We start from the raw sequence: 15961 nt of genomic DNA, 5'->3' as shown, positions 1-15961 counted from the left end.
ATGACGGCGACCACCTCGCACGGCCAGGACGAGCGAACCACGCCGGAACCGGCGGACAACGGCATCCTCGCCGGGCTCGGCCTGCCGGACGACCTGCGCGAACGGGGCGGCGAGCCGTTCGCACCGCCGCGCGGCCTGCTCGACCTCGGGCACGACGGACCGGTGCACCGCGTCGTCCGCCAGGACGGCAACCCGGTGTGGCTGGTCACCGGGCACGCGGAGGCGCGCGCGGTGCTGTCCGACCCGCGGATGAGCTCGGACCGGCGCAAGGCGCTGAACACGCAGGACCTGCCCGAGGAAGTGCGCGCGCGGTTCGACGACCCGGAGGCCCGCGCGGGCAACTTCCTCGGCATGGACGCCCCGGAGCACACCCGGTACCGCAAGCTGCTCACCGGTCAGTTCACGGTGCGGCGCATGCGGTCCCTGGAACCGCGGGTCACCGAGATCGTCACCAAGCAGCTCGACGAGATCATCGCCCAGGGTCCGCCGGTCGACCTGGTGCCCACGTTCGCGCTGCCGGTGCCGTCGCTGGTGATCTCCGAGCTGTTGGGCGTGGACTACGCCGATCGGGCGGAGTTCCAGCAGCGGACCGCGCGGATGCTGCGCACGGACACCCCGGTGAAGACGCTGCTCGACGAGGGCGACAAGCTCACCGAGTTCATGCTGGACCTGGTGCGCCGCAAGCGCGCCGAGCCCACCGACGACCTGCTGTCCGGTCTGGTGCACGGGAGCCCGGAGGACCCGCTCACCGACCGCGAGCTGGCCAACATCGCCAACCTGCTGCTCATCGCCGGTCACGAGACCACGGCGAACATGTTGGGGCTGGGCACCTTCGCCCTGCTGGAGAACCCCGACCAGCTCGCCGCGCTCCGCGACCACCCGGAGTCGGTCGGCACCGCCGTCGAGGAGCTCCTGCGCTTCCTGTCGATCATCCACTTCGGAATCCCCCGCACCGCCACCGCCGACCTGGAACTCGGCGGGCAGCGGATCGCGGCGGGGGACAACGTGATGGTCTCGGTGCAGGCGGCCAACTTCGACGGCGCGCACTACGACAACCCGGAGAAACTGGACCTTTCCCGCGCCCGTGGCCCGCACTTGTCGTTCGGGCACGGGATCCACCAGTGCCTCGGGCAGCAGCTGGCCCGGGTGGAGATGACCATCGGCTTCACCGAACTCCTGCGCAGGCTCCCGGGCCTGCGCCTGGCCACGGCGCCGTCGGAGGTGCCGGTGCGCACCGACATGCTGATCTACGGGGTGCACGGGCTCCAGGTGTCCTGGGACGCGTAACGACAACAACGACCGGTGTCCCGGTTTCACGGGGACACCGGTTCGTCGTGCGCGGGAGACCTCGCTGCGCGGCGAAGTGGTCGAGCGAATGCCGGACGGCCGACGCGGTCGCGTGGGCGGACGTGCTCAGGCCGCGGGGACGCCGCTCGTGGCTGAGAGCGGCGTGCTCGTGGTCCCGGTGCCGCACCTGGCCACCCACGCCGATGGGTGGGTGGCCGAGATCCGTCGCGGTCTAGTCGTCCACGGAGATGGCTTGGGCCGGGCAGAGGTGGACGGCGTCGCGGGCCTTGTCCTCCTGGTCCGGGCCGGGCACCTCACGCAGGAGCACGACCGTGCCGTCGTCTTCGCTCTGGTCGAAAATGTCCGGTTCGGTCAGCACGCACATCCCGGATCCGACACAGCGCGTGCGGTCCACAGTGACCTTCATGTCGCCTCCCCAGCGTCCTCGGTGTTCCACACCATCATGCACACACCGCGACCGGTTCGGCACGGGGGATGTCATCGGGCCTGGTGGCATCGACCGACCGCTGATAGGGACACGGCCACCCACTGGGTAGGCCTTGTCGTAACGTGGGTGTCGGCGCTCGATGCTCGACCTGCGACCACCACGGGCGATAGGCATAGTGGATGAGCAGCGGTTACGGGATGTTCCTCGGCCTGGACGTCGGCAAGGGCGAACGCCACGCCGTCGGCCTGGACCCGACCGGCAAGCGGCTGCACGACGGGCCACTGCCCAACAGCGAACCCAAGCTGCGGGCGTTGTTCGACAAACTCGCCGTCCACGGGCCGCTGGTGGTGGTCGACCAGCCCGCGACAATCGGCGCGTTGCCGGTCGCGGTGGCCCGTGCCGCCGGGCACCAGGTCGCCTACCTGCCCGGCCTGGCCGAGCTGGACGTACGGTCGGCTTCGACGACGACCTCGCCGGTGAGGCCACCCGCGTCGGCAACCGCATCCGCGGTCTCCTCACCGCCATCCACCCCCGCCCTGGAACGCGCGATTGGATCCAGGATCACCCACTCGGCGGTGCTGGAGATCCTCTGGCGTTGCGGCGGACCAGCCGGAATCCGCGAGGCGGGACGCCGCAAGCCGACCACGATCGCCACCAAGCACGTGCCCCGCATGGGCGAGCGGCTGGTGGCGGCGATCCTGACCGCGCTGGACGAGCAGACCGTCACCGTTCCCGGCACCACAGCGGCCGACAACGTGCTGCCCCGCCTCGCGGACAGCCTGAAAACCGTTCTGGCGCAATGCAAACAGGTCACCGACGAGGTCGAGGAGATCCGCGATGCGCACCCTCTCGCCGGGGTCCTGATCTCGATGCCCGACATCGGGGTCAGGACCGCCGCCCGCATCCTGCTGGAGATCGGCGACGCCACGAACGACGAACCGGTCGTCCTCACCAAAGCGCATCGCCACCAGCATGCGCGAGTCGAACAGCCAGAAGTCGTACGGCGGCAGGTCCGCGGCCTGCTCGCGGGTGAGGTAGCGGATGTCGTCCCCGGCTTGCCTGGTGAACCCGGAGACCCACAGGCCGAACCGCACGTAGTCGCTCAGCGGCAGGCTGACCACTCGCACCCGGGAGAAGCGCCGCCCCTCAGCTTCGGTCTTCGGGCCTGCGGGCGAACCAGGGAACGAACCGATCCTCCGCCGCGGCCACTCCTGCCGACGTGCGGCGGATGACGCGGGTCAGGTCGTCGTCAGCTTCCAGCAAGACCTGGAGCCGTTCACCACGATCGCGCACCGCTTGGCAGGCGAGGCCCTCGAACGCTACGTTTCCCCCGCAGCGGCGGCTACTACTTCGTGCTCCCCGGTGGCGCTCGCCTGCCGGGTTCCGAATGAACCAGGAGAAAAATTGATGAAACGTCGACTCGTCATCCTGCTCGCCGTGGTGGGGGTGCTCGCGGGCACCGGTGTCGCCTCGGCCAGGACCGGGTTGCCGCTGCCCTACACCGGCACCGCGGACCAGGTCGTCACCGTGGTCGCGGCCACCACCACCTCGACCACCGCGACGCTCACCGCCTGGCGGCGTACCTCGACCGGGTGGGTGGCCGAGGTCGGGCCGGTCAGCGCGTATGTGGGCAAGTCGGGTGTGGGGCAGGCCAGTGAGTCGAGCCTCAGGACCCCTGCGGGCGTGTGGCCGCTGACCGAGGCGTTCGGCCACAAGCCCAGCAACGGGACCCGGCTGCCCTACAAGCAGACCGACACCTCGGACTGGTGGGTCTCCGACGTCAACTCCGCCTACTACAACACCCCGCGCCGCTGCGCCCCCGGCACCTGCCCGTTCAACGAGGCCGCGGGGGAGAACCTGGGCAAGGCGGGCTACGTCTACGACCGGGCCGTGGTCATGGACTACAACCGAAACCCGGTGGTCCCCGGCGCGGGCTCGGCCTTCTTCCTGCACGTGAGCGCCGGCGAGCCCACCGCGGGCTGCGTCAGCATCCCCGCCCCGACCCTGGACGCGGTCCTGACCTGGCTCGACCCTGCCGCCCACCCCGTCATCAACATCGGCGTCCTCTGGCCCGCACGTACCCCCCGCGGCGTCACCGGAGGATGGGGCCTGGGGTGACGACCGGTTCGATCAGCAAGCGGCAACAGGGTCTACCCCCACGCCGTCCGGGCGTCAACGACGTCAGTCTTGCCGCTGTCGAACGGCGAATCACCGTACTGTGGCTTTGGGACACCAGATCCCTGACGAACACCTCAGCGGCCCATTCGACACCGCGCCCGACACCGACACCACGGTGGAGCCGTCGACAGCAACGTTGCGGGAGATCGCCGTCCGGATGCGCGCGTAGCCATCCAGGCGGGGAACGGTCTGACGTCTGTTTCTTTAGGCGCTAATCTAACCGATGTCAAGACGGCAGCGATGTTGCAAGGCATCACTGCGGGTCGAAGGCGTCGACCGGCCCCAAGGGTTGCCGCCCATAAGGACCGGCCGACGAGTTGGTTGCTGGCGCGGTATGTCCACCTGGGGGGTTAGGCCCCCGGGTGGACGCCCGGCACCACGCCGCTCTGCGCGAGCAGCATCGTCACCGTGGCCATCAGCCACGTGAGCGTGACGCGGCAGTTCGGGCAGTGCCCCTCCTTGTGTTTCCTCACAGTCTTTCTCCCTCCCTCCTCTTCTGCGGTTGCGCAGAGCGTAGCGAGCGCTACGCGGTCGGAAACCACTCAAACGGCGGAAACCGCACTTCTGTTCATTTTCACCTGACCCTAAACTCCAGATCCGTCACGATCTGTGTCGACGAACGCGCCTGTGGCCTCGGCAGCCTAGGTATCCGATGTGCGGTCGCCGGCGTTCGTAGACGACACACTCCCCGACACCGTTGGCCCGCTCATCCACGCCGAACCGGCGCTGACTCGAAGGGCACGCGCACCGCCGCGTGGTCCGTCCAATGGTTGGCAGTGACGTCACGAGCGGGTGCCTGGCACGTAGCCATTAGCGCGGGTGATGCGCCTTGGCGACGGTCGGTCACGCCTACCTCGAGGTCTTGCGCAGCCTGCAAGGGCTCGGTCGCCATCTGCGCGATCAGATTCGCACCGCCGAGCCCGGCGCCCGGCAATCTCGCTGACCGTGCAGGTGCGGACTGCGCTGTAGCGTGACGTACCAGGGGACGTTCGCCCTCGCGAACCGCCCGAACCAGTAGTTGTACTGGTCCTTGGCGCTGTCCGCCCGCTTGGCGCTGTTCATGGGGCCGGTCTCGTGGGCGTTGCCCCGCGCGATGGCCGTCATCAGGCCGAGGTGCCAGGTGCGCATCCCCTGCCAGAGCACGTGCCGCCTCAGGCGGCCCGCGATGACCCCCTTCATTGGGTCACCTGAGCACGAGGCCCACACCCGCTCGAAACGATCAGCCATTCGACTGGTCGACCGACAGTGCAATCGCCGTAACGGCAACTCAGAACGTCGAATGGCCGTGGAACCCCGGACAGCGGGGGGCGATGTGTAACCCGCCCGCGTACCTGCTTTCGAGGAGGCCAGGACGTCTCCCCAAGGGGCGCCGGCCCCGCGCCGGCTGGCACACGAGAGGCTCTGTTCACATGTCACGCAACGCCTTCAGATCCCGGTTCCCGGCGACAACCGTCGCGGGCGGCGCGGTAGCGCTGGCCATCGTCGGTGGTGGCCTGGCGACGCCGGCACACGCGGCGACGACGCGGTACACGCTGACGATCGGCCCAGCCGGGACACAGCGCTACCTCGGGATCAACGACAACGGAGACATCATCGGCGCGGGCTTCGAGCCCGGGGCCGAGGTGGGGGGAGAAGGCTTCGTCATCAAGGCGGGTACCAACACGCCCCAGTTCCTGTCCACGGCGGACAACCCCGGCAACACGCAGCAGTTCACCGCGCCACACGCGATCGACAACGCCGGAGTGGTGGTCGGGTTCCGCCGGCCTCCGGGCTCCACTGAACCGGGTCTCGGTCGGCCGATGAAGTGGCAGGCCCCGGGCAACGGGGTGGACCTGGGCGTGGACCAGAGCCCGACCTCCGATGTGGAGGCCACCGGGATCAACGACAACGGTCTGATCGTGGGCAAGACCCTGACCTCCAACGACAGGACGACCGCTTGGACGCTCAACGGGAGCATCTTCACAAGACTCCCCAACCTGCCCGGCGCAGGGAACAACGCCCGGGCGGACGCGGTCAACAAGAGCGGCCTGGTGGTGGGCTCGGCCACCACCGCGACCACCTTCCCCGCCGTTGCATGGGTCAACGGCCAGATCAAGGTCCTGGGTACCCTGCCCGGCGGCACCTTCGCCGAGGCCAAAGCGGTCAACTCCGCCGGAGTGGCCGTGGGAGTGTCCACCACCACCGGGGGCAACGAGTTCGGCGTCGGCCACGCCGTGATGTTCGCGGGCGGGACCGTGACCGACCTCCATTTCCCTGGCACCGACACCAACAGCGGCTCAGCGAACGGGATCAACGACGCGGGCACGGTCGTCGGCTCAGTCAGCGGATTCGACGCGTTCGTCTACCAGAACGGGGTCGTCACCGACCTGAACACGCTGATCCCGGCGAACTCCGGCTTCACCATCGTCGGGGCCAACGCGATCAACAACAAGGGCCAGATCGTCGGCGAGGCGTTCAAAAACGGCACGTCGCACCGCACCACCTTCGCAGTCCTGCTCACCCCCACCGGCCAGTAAGAACGACTGCCAGAAGACAGGGCGCGGCGAGTTCAAGCGGTGGAAGCTCCAGCTTCGAGAAGTTCGGTGAATACCTCGCTGGGCTTTCTCCAGTCGTGGGTCTTGCGGGTCGGTCGTTGATCTCGGCGGCGAGGTAGCGGAGGTCGAAGGGGGTGTCGACGCCCTTGGGCAGGAACTCGCGCGCGATGCGGTTGGGTTCTCGTGGCCGTGGCCGTGGCCGTGGCCGTGGCCGTGGCCGTGGCCGTGGCCGTGGGTGTGGTGGGTGGCGTGGGGTCGGCGGTGGGGGCGTAGACCTCGTCGGGGTCGCGGTCGGTGCGCAGGCCACGCCAGGCGGTGTGGCGCCGTCGTCCGGCGCCGCGGGTGAACTGCCGATACACCACCTCGCCCACCAGTCTCGGTTCCACCCACGACACGCCACGTACGTCCTCTCACCGGCGGGGTCAGGGCGAACGGGTGGGTGGACCGCTGACGAGGCAGCAACGTGTGGAGCAGGTCGTGGCGGCCCTGTTCGGTGAAGCCGGTGTCGGCATCGGCCAGGTGGACCAGATCACCGTTGACGCGGTCATGGCCGCCGAGCCCCAGACGGCGCCGCGGCGGTCCGCACCCGCCACGACTGCGGGACCTGCCACGCGGGACGTGCCCGCACGAGGCGGCGAGGGCGTCGTCGCGCGCTACGACGGCGACCGCGGCTTCGGGTTCATCACCCCGGACACGGGCGGCGACGACCTCTTCGCCCACGTGTCCGACCCCACCAGTCGGACCTACTACGACCGAAAGCGAGCCGAGGGCAAGAAACACAACGCCGCCCTCATCTGCCTGACCCGCCGCCGCTGCGACGTCCTGTTCGCCATGCTCCGCACCACGACCCACTACCGACACCCCGAGGCCGCAACCGCTCCCGCCGCGGCTTGACAACCCCATAGGGACCCCCGGAGGAGGGCGGAGGCTGCGCTTGAGGGCGTTGGGGCCGTGCTTGAGGGGTTGGGGCGAGGTTGAGGGTGGGGCGATCGGTCGCCGTGGGGGCGCGGCGGGGCGCCCCCACGGGATCGGGTCACCAGCTGCCCGCGACCTGGCGGATGGCGGCGTTGACGCGGTTCCAGGTGTTGATGTTGGCGATGGCCAGCACCAGCGCTGAGATCGCCTGCTCGTCGTAGTGCTCCTGGGCGCGCGCCCACAGCTCGTCGGTGACCGGGTCGGGGTGGTCGGCCAGGCGGGTCAGCACCTCGGTCAGCTCCAGCGCCACGCGCTCGGCTTCGGTGAAGTAGGGGGCCTCGCGCCACGCGGCGACGGTGAAGAGGCGCTCGTCGGACTCCCCGGCCTTGCGCATGTCGGCGCTGTGCATGTTGACGCAGAAGCTGCACGAGTTGATCTGGCTGGCGCGCAGCTTCACCAGCTCCAGCGTGGCCGTCGGCACGCCCTGGCCCTCGGTGGCCTTGCCCAGCGCCAGGATCGCCTTCATCGCCGCGGGGTTGACCTGAGCCGGGTTGGTCATACGGGACTTCATCGCGGGTTCCCTCCAGTGTCTTCTTCGTCGGTCGCCCTGTGGACGACGCGGCGCGGGAGGGTGTGACAGGCCGCGGTCAGTTCGGGGAGTGATCCACGACACCCCGCTGCTCGGCCGGCACGGGGTACGGCACGAGCTTGCCCAGCCTGCGGTCGGCGCGCGAGGCCCGGACGTCGGCGTGCGGGAACACCCACCGCTTGAACGCCCACCAGCGGAACACCATGGCGATCACGGTGCCCACGATCGAGCCGAACAGGAAGTCCGACAGCTCCTGGGTGACCAGGCTGACGTTCGGGGTGGCCAGGTGGAACACGTACCGCGACAGCATCAGCGGCGCGGTGTAGAAGAAGATGGACACACCGCTGATCGCGAAGAACAGCGCGGCCTCGTGGTGCCGCTCGCGGCCGCCGCGGGTGTGGAAGGACCACTCGCGGTTGAGGACGTACGACACGATCGTGGCCAGCACGACCCCGATCGCCTTGGCGACGACCGGCTTGTGCTCGAGCACCGTGAGCTTCAGCAGGTACCACGTGCCGTTGTCGACCAGGTAGGCCACGCTGCCCACGACGCCGAACTTCAGCAGCTCCCGGTGCTTGAGCGCGAACGGGCGCAGGCGTGCGGGGAGCGCGCGCAGGACGACCTCGCGGAGTGGCATACCGCCAATCTAGCCGATCACCGTGTCCGCGGGCGGTTTTCCGCTTCCTGGATTATGCGTGGCCCGGTGCGGTTCGCGAATTGTTCGGTCGACGAGAATATCGAGAACGCGGCCCGACAGTTTCCCGGCGATACCGTGTGTGACCTCGGGTTGCCGACGGTACCTTACCGGCGGGCAGCGTTTAGACGATGTCCGCGCGGTTTTTCACGGAGATTTCACCGTGTCCGGTTTCAGCCTCTTTTGAAGAACTCGACCTCCCCGACGGCGATGTGCTTGCCCGGGCCGAGACCGGCGGCGGCGCGCACCGTCAACCGGACCCGGGTCACGTCGCTGATGGCCGTGTCCTGCTGTTGGGGGCCCGGCTCGTCGGCCAGGCTCATCGGGAACGACTCGGTGGTGCCGTCGGCGGCGGTGGTGGTGATGTCGAACCGCGTCGCCCTGGCCTCCGCCGCGAACTCCTCCGCCTTCGCCGACGGGCCGGTGTGCACCACGATCGTCAACAACCGCACCGGCTGGTCGAAGGTCACCTCCAGGGACGCGCCCACGGCGGGCGAACCCCAGTACCGGTTGCTCGCCCCGTCGGTCGCCGCCGTCGCCGGGTGCCCCGGCACTTCCGCGGTCGCGACCGTCCCGGCGGGTGCGGTGGGCACGGTCTTGGAGGTCTTGTCCAGCACGTCCTGCACCAGCCGGGCGCCGAGCGGGTAGAGGGCGACCGCGGCGATCACCACCGCGATGAGCAACAGCAACAGGATCAGGCGGCGGCTCACCGCCCCCGACCCGCCCAGCTTGCCGCGGCCCCGCTTCGCCGCGGCTTCCTGCTCCTCCGGGTTCAGCGGGGTGGCGCACCGGCGGCAGAACCGCCGCCCGGGCGGGTTCGCGGTCCCGCAGGACGGACACGGCGGGCCCTCGACGGCGGTCTCGGCCACCTCCACCCGCCGCTCGGGGCGCGGCGCGACGGGCTTGGCGGGCTGCACGGCGCCGGGAGTGTCCGGCGGGGCGTGCGGAGTCACGCCGCCCGACACCTTCGACACGCGGGGTGGCTTGTCCGGCTCCGGGGTTGGTGGTTCCCCGGTTGGGGGCTCGGTGGGTTCTGCCTCGCTCGGGGGTCCGGTGGGATTCGTCGGGGGTGGCGGGGTGGGTCCGGGGTCTGCCGGGGTGGTTTGGCCCCAGCCGAGGTAGGTGCCGCAGTTGCCGCAGAAGTCGTCGTTGGGTTGGACCCGGGCACCGCAGTTCGGACAGGTCATGGGGCACCGTTCCCGTGGAATTCGATGGTCCAGTCGACGTGCCAGGGGCAGGCGGCGGCGACCAGGGCGCGGATCCGGGGTTGGTCGACGTCGGCCGCCGCCCATACGCGGATGGTCACCCTGGGTGGGGTGTCGTCGTCCTCCGTGGGCAGGTCGGTGCTGGTGGAGGACCAGGTGCACCCGGGGCCGTCATCGACCTCGGCGCGCACCCCGGCGCACTGCCACAACCGCTCGACCAAACCCCTCGCGGTGCCACGGGCGCGGTGCGACGCCATGGCGCCCGCCACGGCGCCCCGGCTCACGGTGGCGGCCCAGCGCGGGTCGAGCTCGGCGGCGACCCACGCGCCGAGCCAGGGCACGAAGTCCTCGGGCGTGAGGTGGGCGGTGAGGTAGGCGGGGAAGTTGTCCAGGGTGGCGAGAATGGGGGCGAAGACGTCGTCCAGACCTGCCGTCAGGCGTTGGACGAAGCTGTCGGCGGCGTAGACGGCGGGCAGCCCCTCGCCCAGGGGACGGCGGCTGACGAGTCCGGGAACGGCGGCACGGGTCATAGACGGGTCACCGCCCTCGGGTGCCGGCGCGGTCCGAAGAGCGGGTTGGCGGCGGGCCACGGGGATGTCGGCCGCGGGACGGCCGGTCGTGTGGTGTTCGGCCGAGTGGAGATGGGCCGTGCGGCTGTGGCAGACCGCGCGCAGGTGGTTGGAGAGGAGACAGTCCGCGCGACAGCGGGCGGCTGTGTGGTGGGTGGCGGTTCAAAGGCGTGCTGAGGGCCGGTCGGCCGTGCCGCACTCGGTCGTGCGGTGACCCATGGCGCGGAGAGCGGTCGTGCGGTGGCGGGCCACGCGGTGACCGGTCGGGCGGTGGGTGACGGTGCGGTGGTTGGCCGAGCAAAGGCCGGCCGGGTGGCGATTGGCCGCTGTGTGGTCCGCCGTGCGCGGGGCGGCCGGCGGGTGGACGAGGCGGTGTTTCCTCGCTGCTCGGGCACCACGTGGTGTGGACGGGGTGTCGAGTTCGAGTAGTGCGGCCGCGTGGTGGGGATCATGGTTCGACCACCGTGACCTGGTGCTGGTGGGAGAAGACCAGGGCGTGGGGTGCCAGGTCGACGCGTTCGGTGGCTTGGCCTCGGCGGCCGGTGATGGGGTCTGCGGGGAAGAGGCGGACGGCCTCGACGAGGTCCACGCCGGGGACCCGTTGCAGGGCGGCGAAGATGGCGCCGTATTGGACGGGTTTGCCGAAGGGCCAGCCGGTGGCGGTTTCGCCGCCGTGGATGGGGTCGAGATAGGTGTGCAGGGCCGCCAGGGCCGCCTGCTCCACCTCGGCGCCGCCGGTGGAGTGGAGGCGGGCCACGACGGTGACGCCCTGGTAGAAGGGGGGCTCCACCTGGACCCGGGTGCCGATCAGCCTGCGTTCGTCCAGGTGGGTGGCGATGGCGGCGAGCATGTCGTCGGTGGGGATCAGCTGCTCGAAGCGGAGTGGGCCGCCCGGGGTGTCGGGGGTCGCGTGGGGGACGACCAGGACTCGGGCCGTGCCCGCGCCGACGGCGAGGCAGCGGACTCGGGCGGCGGCGGGGGCCGCGAGGCGGGCCAGGTGCTCGTAGTCCTCGGTGGTGACGGCTCGCTCCTGCACTCGTAGTTGGTGGGGGGCGCGGACCTTCGCCTCCTCGACTGATTCGCCGTCGACGCCGCCGGTGGCCGCCTCGCGGTTCTCCACCGAGGAGACGTACGGGACCGAGCTGCGCAGCACCGAGATGGCGCCGCGCGCGACGTTGCCGCTACGGCCGCCGCCGGTGCGGTAGCGGGGGACGCGGATGTGCGAACCCTTGGCCGGGACCTCGCCGTAGGCGCGCAGCGAGCCGTCCGACTCGCGCACGCCGGGCGGGAACTCGACGTCACCTGTGGTCGCGTTCAGGGTGACGTGGCGGTCTCGGGGGCCGGACAGGCCGAAGTGGTCCACGACCGACCACTCCTGCCACCCGTCCACCGACGACACCTCCACGACCACCGGCGGCCCATCCATGAGCACCGGCACCCGCCCCAGCCGGAAGCGCTGGCCCGGCACCCCGGCGGACACGCCGAGGTGCGCGTCGAACACGGTCTCCGCGTGTTCGACGTCGGTCCAGCCGCCGATGGTGTCGACCTCGGCGACGCGGACGGTGGGGGACTCCGAGTAGAACGGCTGCCCCTCCACCGGCTCCACCACCCGGCACCGCAGCCAGCCCGCCCGCACCCCGGCGGCGACCGACTCCACGTGCCCGGCGGGTACGCGCAGCACCACGTCGCCGGGCCGGTTGAGCCCGCCCGTGGTGTCCTCGAACGCCTGGCACTCCCGCCACCCGTCGGGCGTCCACGCCTCCCACACCAGCGGCGGCTGCCGCGGGTCGACGCCGACGCCCTCCACCCGGCTGTCCAACCGCACCGCCACCACGCACCGCGGGACCGCGCCGGTCAGCCCGAACAACAGCACGTCGCCGGGCGCGGGGCGGGCCTGGAAGCACGGCACGTCCCGGCCCGCGGCCAGGTCGTTGCCGCGGTCGACGTGCTCCCCGTCCGCCGACGCCGTCACCAGCCTGGTCAGCTCGCACGGCACGATCGGCAGGTCGGCCACGGAGGCGAACACCACCGCCTCGCCGTCCTCGGTCTGCTGGGTCGCCACCTCCGTGCCCGCGGGCAGCGGCACCGTCTCCCGCCGCGCCGCCGACAGCCAGAACACCACCTCCGCGCGCGCCGCGGCAGGCGGGAACAGCGTCACCCCCAGCAGGTCGAGGAACGCCAGGTAGTGCCGCTCCGGCACCCGGTTGAGCCGGTACACCACCTGGTCGACCATGTGCGCGAACGTCTCGATCAGCGTGACCCCGGGGTCGGACACGTTGTGGTCCGTCCACTCGGGACTGCGCTGCCGCACGAAGCGCTTGGCCTCGTCGACCAGCTGCTGGAAGCGGCGGTCGTCGAGGTTGGGGGCCGGGAGCGCCATCACTCGCCTCCCTCGGGGATCGTGTAGAAGGGGAACACCAGGTTCCGCGGGTCGTTGGTGGAGCGGATCGTGTAGCGCACGTCCACGTAGAGCACCCCGGCGTCGGCGGTGTCGTAGGAGACCAGCACGTCCGACACGGTGATCCGCGGCTCCCACCGGCGCAGCGCCGACCGCACCTCGTAGCCGATGCGGCCCGCGGTGGCGCCGTCGCTGGGGGCGAAGACGAAGTCGTGGATGCCGCAGCCGAACTCCGGGCGCATCGGCCGCTCACCCGGCGCCGTGCCCAGGATCAGCCGGATCGCCTGCTCGATCTCCCGCTCGTGCTCGACCATGGCGATGCCGCCGGTGGGTCCGACACCGGTCGGGAAGGCCCAGCCGCGCCCGATGAACCGCTCGCTCACGGCCGCTCCCCGATGATCACGTTCGGCGCCCCGGTGAGGATGGTCGCGCCGCAGGTGGTCAGGTCCCCGACGCAGGCCAGCGGCGCCCCGCCGACGAAGACCTGCCGCGGCCGGGGCAGCGGCATGACCCGGTTCAGCGGACCGAGCTGCGGGTGGATCGCGCACTGGTGCACCGACGCCAGCACGACCGCGGGCCGCCCGGCGATGAACACCGACATCAGCCGGGGCGGCGGCGGGACCGGCGCCAGCAGCACACCGGTCGGCGGTGGCAGCCGGGTGTGGCTGGTGGTGTCGGTGATCCTGGCCGCGGCGGGCATCGGTGTCTTCTCCTCGTGGGATCGGTTCTGGTCAGGTGGTGTCGCGGGGGCCGTGCTCGCGACCGGGGTGTCCGGGTGTGCGCGGTCGGGGTCGACTCGGGTCCCGGTTCCGGCCACGCGGACCTGCCGGGGACGTGGTCGGCCGGGTCGATGAGGCGGTGCGGGCAGGGGCGGCCCGGCGGGTCGGGACGATCCAGGTCGGGTACGACTTCCGGCCCGGTCGACGGGTACCTGCCGGGGGCCGAGCCGCTCTCGCCGCTTGCCGCCGAAGGCGGCCCGGCGGGGCCGCGGTCGACCGATATCGGTCGTCGGGCGCGGCGGCCCGCCGGGCGCGGGCGGGCGACGCTCGGCACTGTCCACTGTAGTCATTTGGGGTGCGTCGGTGTTGGTGCGGGCCGGTTCCGGTGTCGCGGTGGGGGTCTCGTGGGCGCGGGTGAGGTTGGTGGTCGAGCGGAACCGGCCGCGCTCGTGTCGCCCGCTGAGCTCGGGCGGGCGGCGGGCGGAACCGTCCATGGTGGCCGCGTCGGTGTTGGTGCGGGGTCATCAGTTGATCCGCACGATCCGGCCGCTGAGCGTGGCCAGCAGACCGCCGTCGACGTCGACGGCGCGCTGCCCCTCGATCGACACGGACGCCCCGCGCAGGTCCAGCGACCCGGCGCCCGCGTCGATCGTGATGCCGTCCGGCCGCAACTGCACCGACGTCATCGAGCCGCGCCCCCCGACCCCGGACACGGTCAGGTCGATGGTGTTCTTGGTGTTGTCCAGGCGGATCTCCAGCCGGTCGTTGCCGCTGGCGATCCGCACCCCGGGCGGGCCGGTGAGCCCGTCGATCAACTCCAGCCGGTGGCCCTTGCGGGACACCAGCGACCGCCGGTTGACCTTGCCCGCGCGGTCCACCAGCGGCAGCTGGTGCCGCGACGGCACGTCCTGGCCGTTGTAGAGCCCGCCGATGACGTACGGCCGGTCCAGGCAGCCCTGCTCGAACGCGACCAGCACCTCGTCGTCGACCTCCGGGCTGAACACCCCGCCGCCGCCCAACCCGCCCCACTGGACCGTGCGCGCCCAGTCGGTCTCGTACGTGTCGTCCAGCCACGGGAACCGCAGCTTCACCCAGCCGCGTTGCCTGCCGCCGGTTTCCTTGATGTCGGTGACGATCCCGGACACGACCCCGGGGATGCGCGGCCCCCGGGGCGTCACCCGGTCGCCCGCCGCCAGGGCCGCGAGCGACCGGTCCGGCGACGCGCTGACCAGCACCGTCGTGCGGTAGCCCAGCTCCGGGTCGAGGGTGTGGTGCACGGCGGTGGCCGTGTAGCGGCCGGAGAAGTCCGGGCCCACGTCGCCCAGCGCCACCGGGACGCCTGCCCGCAGCTTCGGGTCGCCCTCGGCGACGGCCTCGATCTCGCCCACGCCCGCGCTCACCGACCCGGCCAGCGCCTTGGCGGTCGTCGCCGCCTCCGCCTGGTTGGCGTGCGGGACGTCGGTGACCAGGGCCGTCGCCGTGCCGAACGCCTTGACCACCTTCGTCCCCGCCAGGCCGGTCTTGACCGTCTGGCTGGTGCCGGTGGTCTCGTTGGCCAGCACGGGTTTCTTCGTGTCGACGTTCCACCCGCGCGCCCGCACCGACCCGGCCGCGTCCGCGGCGGTGAGCACGGCCCGCAACGCCACGAGGTTGCGCCCGTACTGCAATACGAACCGGTTGCTCTTCGCGGGCGTCGACGGGCTCGGCGCCGACGACGCGGGCTTCAGCCGCACGAACTCCAGCTTCCCCTGCCGGTCCGCCCGCACCACGGCGCCGTGCTCGCGGGCCAGATCGGCCAGGAAGTCCCAATCGGACACCCCACCCTGCGTCCGCTGCGCGTAGACGACCTTCTGCGCCTGAACCCGACCGACGGTCAACCCGGCCCCGCGCGCGACCTCGTTGACGATGGACTGCGCCGTCGCGTTGCGGAACGCCTTCACCTTCTGGCCGCGCATCAGCCGGTGCACCTTGCTCAACGCCCGCACCACGGTGAACGAACCGGTCTGGTCCGAGTCCAGCTCGACCGCCGTCACCTCACCGCTGAACAACGGCTCCGGCGCGCCGCCGTCGGCCACCGCAACGGCGACCTCGAGTGCCTTGCCGATGGTGATCCCCGTCTCGCGCAACAGGTCGTGGTACGGGTCGCGGAAGGTCAGCGTCGCCGAGTCGGGCAGGCCGACGTTCTCGTCGACCACCGTCCGCACCAGTTGCTGCTGCCACACCTTCGACAACGGCCCACCCGCCGTCACGATGGGATCCGCCGCGTACGACCGCGCCGCGCGTCCACCCCCGCCCATGTCACCCCGCCCTTCGGGTGTTCGACCGCGGTGATGTGCCCCGGGCACGGGTGTCACCGGCACCGAGTAGGGCGATCGAGGCGCTGATGGGACCGTTGCCACCGGTACGGCGTGGACGCGGGGGCGAA

The 15961-nt window shown here is 71.2% G+C and carries 14 protein-coding genes and 4 pseudogenes; 5 read left to right on the top strand and 13 right to left on the bottom strand.

The window, feature by feature from the left end; all coding sequences use genetic code 11:
- Positions 1-1287: a cytochrome P450 gene (locus V5P93_RS22405; protein WP_104478920.1), complete on the top strand. Its 1287-nt coding sequence runs from the start codon at positions 1-3 to the stop codon at positions 1285-1287.
- A gap of 232 nt (positions 1288-1519) precedes the next feature.
- Here V5P93_RS22405 and V5P93_RS22400 read toward each other — a convergent pair whose 3' ends face one another.
- Positions 1520-1714 (bottom strand): ferredoxin, encoded by a 195-nt coding sequence (locus V5P93_RS22400; protein WP_104478921.1) that lies wholly within the window; start codon positions 1712-1714, stop codon positions 1520-1522.
- A gap of 200 nt (positions 1715-1914) precedes the next feature.
- Here V5P93_RS22400 and V5P93_RS22395 point away from each other — a divergent pair.
- A pseudogene (locus tag V5P93_RS22395) lies at positions 1915-2664 on the top strand (transposase); the annotation flags it as partial.
- 60 nt (positions 2665-2724) lie between these two features.
- On the opposite strand, the pseudogene V5P93_RS22390 reads toward V5P93_RS22395, so the two are convergent.
- Positions 2725-2856, bottom strand: a pseudogene (locus V5P93_RS22390) (DUF6879 family protein); the annotation flags it as partial.
- 286 nt (positions 2857-3142) lie between these two features.
- On the opposite strand from V5P93_RS22390, the gene V5P93_RS22385 reads away from it, so the two are divergent.
- On the top strand, positions 3143-3853 hold the full coding sequence (locus tag V5P93_RS22385) for a L,D-transpeptidase (protein WP_104478922.1): 711 nt from the start codon (positions 3143-3145) through the stop codon (positions 3851-3853).
- 410 nt (positions 3854-4263) lie between these two features.
- On the opposite strand, the gene V5P93_RS22380 is transcribed toward V5P93_RS22385, so the two are convergent.
- The gene (locus tag V5P93_RS22380; RefSeq protein ID WP_281261658.1) at positions 4264-4386 is read right to left on the bottom strand and encodes a hypothetical protein; all 123 of its coding nucleotides are present in this window, start codon (positions 4384-4386) and stop codon (positions 4264-4266) included.
- Between the two features lie 427 nt (positions 4387-4813).
- Entirely contained in the window at positions 4814-5092 is a 279-nt protein-coding gene (locus V5P93_RS22375; RefSeq protein WP_104478923.1) for a hypothetical protein, read from the bottom strand.
- A 230-nt stretch (positions 5093-5322) separates the two neighbouring features.
- Here V5P93_RS22375 and V5P93_RS22370 point away from each other — a divergent pair, with 230 nt between their 5' ends.
- Positions 5323-6429 carry a hypothetical protein gene (locus V5P93_RS22370; RefSeq protein WP_104478924.1) on the top strand — a complete coding sequence of 369 codons (1107 nt, stop codon included), beginning with the start codon at positions 5323-5325 and terminating at the stop codon, positions 6427-6429.
- Positions 6430-7002: 573 nt separating this feature from the next.
- Positions 7003-7341: pseudogene (locus V5P93_RS22365) on the top strand (cold-shock protein); the annotation flags it as partial.
- Positions 7342-7480: 139 nt separating this feature from the next.
- Here V5P93_RS22365 and V5P93_RS22360 read toward each other — a convergent pair.
- The 9 genes and pseudogenes from V5P93_RS22360 to V5P93_RS22320 form a co-directional block, all read right to left on the bottom strand.
- Positions 7481-7933, bottom strand: a complete 453-nt coding sequence (locus V5P93_RS22360; RefSeq protein WP_104478925.1) for a carboxymuconolactone decarboxylase family protein — start codon at positions 7931-7933, stop codon at positions 7481-7483.
- 76 nt (positions 7934-8009) lie between these two features.
- Positions 8010-8588: a GtrA family protein gene (locus V5P93_RS22355; protein WP_104478926.1), complete on the bottom strand. Its 579-nt coding sequence runs from the start codon at positions 8586-8588 to the stop codon at positions 8010-8012.
- 230 nt (positions 8589-8818) lie between these two features.
- The gene (locus V5P93_RS22350; protein ID WP_245931252.1) at positions 8819-9598 is read right to left on the bottom strand and encodes a zinc ribbon domain-containing protein; all 780 of its coding nucleotides are present in this window, start codon (positions 9596-9598) and stop codon (positions 8819-8821) included.
- Between the two features lie 171 nt (positions 9599-9769).
- A pseudogene (locus V5P93_RS22345) lies at positions 9770-9832 on the bottom strand (zinc-ribbon domain-containing protein); the annotation flags it as partial.
- On the bottom strand, positions 9829-10380 hold the full coding sequence (locus V5P93_RS22340) for a phage tail protein (protein ID WP_104478928.1): 552 nt from the start codon (positions 10378-10380) through the stop codon (positions 9829-9831). The pseudogene V5P93_RS22345 and the gene V5P93_RS22340, both read right to left, overlap by 4 nt.
- Before the next feature lie 487 nt (positions 10381-10867).
- Positions 10868-12799 carry a putative baseplate assembly protein gene (locus V5P93_RS22335; protein WP_104478929.1) on the bottom strand — a complete coding sequence of 644 codons (1932 nt, stop codon included), beginning with the start codon at positions 12797-12799 and terminating at the stop codon, positions 10868-10870.
- Complete coding sequence (locus V5P93_RS22330; protein WP_104478930.1) at positions 12799-13200, bottom strand: GPW/gp25 family protein; 402 nt, start codon at positions 13198-13200, stop codon at positions 12799-12801. Before V5P93_RS22330 ends, V5P93_RS22335 begins: the two co-directional genes overlap by 1 nt.
- The gene (locus V5P93_RS22325) at positions 13197-13517 is read right to left on the bottom strand and encodes a PAAR domain-containing protein (RefSeq protein ID WP_104479062.1); all 321 of its coding nucleotides are present in this window, start codon (positions 13515-13517) and stop codon (positions 13197-13199) included. The genes V5P93_RS22330 and V5P93_RS22325 overlap by 4 nt, the downstream gene beginning before the upstream one ends.
- A 543-nt stretch (positions 13518-14060) precedes the next feature.
- Complete coding sequence (locus tag V5P93_RS22320) at positions 14061-15833, bottom strand: VgrG-related protein (RefSeq protein ID WP_104478931.1); 1773 nt, start codon at positions 15831-15833, stop codon at positions 14061-14063.
- Positions 15834-15961: the final 128 nt, after the last annotated feature.

The sequence above is a fragment of the Actinokineospora auranticolor genome, from assembly GCF_041897805.1.
GTDB lineage: Bacteria > Actinomycetota > Actinomycetes > Mycobacteriales > Pseudonocardiaceae > Actinokineospora > Actinokineospora auranticolor.
This window is presented reverse-complemented; position numbering and strand designations above follow the sequence as displayed.